Annotated in this window: 1 protein-coding gene; it reads left to right on the top strand. The window is 33.1% G+C overall.

Annotated features, from left to right (window positions below; all coding sequences use genetic code 11):
- Positions 1-68 precede the first annotated feature (68 nt).
- Positions 69-1,630 (top strand): IS3 family transposase gene (locus tag KQI86_RS20615; protein WP_425514399.1). Its coding sequence is split into 2 segments (ribosomal slippage): positions 69-726 and positions 726-1,630, totalling 1,563 coding nucleotides; the frame shifts between segments, so codons are not numbered across the junction.
- Positions 1,631-1,676: the final 46 nt, after the last annotated feature.

Here is a 1,676-nt window from a genome sequence, read left to right on the forward strand (position 1 = left end):
TGATATGCTCCCCTTGAGGTAGACAGATTAAAAAATAAAAATCTGTCACTAGAAAGGGGAGTATTTTTATGTCCAGAAGAACTAAATATACAGCAGAAGAAAAGTATGAAATTTTAATGGAGTATGTAAATGGAACTAAATCAATACAAGAAATCCACACCAAGTATAAAATCAGTGTCTATGCTTTTTATAAGTGGAAATACAAATATGAAACTTATGGAATAGATGGTCTGAAAGAGTCTAGAACCTGGAAAAAATACTCGAAAGAGTTAAAGGAGCAAGTTGTTCTAGAGTATCTTTCAGGAAAGTACTCACAGGGTGAACTTGTTAAAAAATATGAGTTAACAGATAAAACATTGTTGAAAAAATGGATAAACAATTATAATAGTCATAGAGAAGTAATGGTAAAGCCGAAAGGAATGAGAAAATCTATGACTAATGGAAGAAATACATCTTTAAAAGAAAGAGTTGAAATTGTACAGTACTGTATTAATCATAATAATAATTATCAACAGGCCGCTGAGGTATATCAGGTCTCTTACCAGCAAGTATATCAATGGGTTAAAAAATATGAATTTGGTGGAGAAAATGCCCTACGGGATGGACGTGGCAAAAAGAAGATTGAAATGGAAATGACGCCTGAAGAAAAAATGAAACGGGAAATGAAAAAGCTTGAAGCTGAAAATGAGAGATTAAGGGCGGAGAATGCATTCTTAAAAAAATTGGAGGAGCTAGAAAGGAGGAGGTATTAAGCCGTATAAAACAAGAAAATAAATATATTGCAATCTCAATACTTCATGAAAAAGACAAGTTCTCTATATCTTTATTATGTAAAATAGCAATGATTCCACGCTCTTCGTACTATAAATGGACAAAGCGTAAAAAAAGCATCCAAGAGACTGATAATAGGATGTTAATTGCAGAGATTGTTAAAATCTATAATGAGGTAGATGGAATTTATGGTTATCGAAGAATAACTTTAAACTTGAATCGAAGGCTAGGTTTAAACATTAACCATAAACGTGTCTATCGACTTATGAAACTAGCATCATTACAATCTGTAATTCGCAGAAAGAAGAAACGTTATATGATATCTGCTCCGCAGCAGGTAGAAGAAAATCTACTAAATCGTGAATTTACAGCCGATAGGCTTAATCAAAAATGGCTTACGGATGTTACAGAACTAAAGTATGGTAACTCTCAGAAAGCGTATTTAAGTGCAATTTTAGATCTACATGATAAATCTATTGTTGCCTATGTACTTGGACATTCTAACAACAATGATCTTGTTTTTAAAACACTAGACAATGCTCTGATAGCTTCTCCGGGAACAAGTCCTATGCTTCATAGTGATCGTGGTTTTCAGTATACTTCTCATAAATTTAAACGTAAATTAGCTGATGCTGGAATGACGCATAGTATGTCACGAGTAGGCAAATGTATAGACAATGGTCCCATGGAGGCTTTTTGGGGAATTCTTAAGTGCGAAAAATACTATCTACATAAATATCATACATATGAAGAACTTTGTAAAGCTATTGATGAATATATTAACTTCTATAATACTAAGAGACTACAAAAAAGATTAAACGGCCTAAGCCCAATGGAATTTAGAGCTTTGACCGGTTAGGTCAATTTTTGTTATTTTCACTGTCTACTTGACAGGGTGCAGTTCA

It is taken from the genome of Clostridium mobile, assembly GCF_018918285.1.
GTDB lineage: Bacteria > Bacillota > Clostridia > Clostridiales > Clostridiaceae > Clostridium_AW > Clostridium_AW mobile.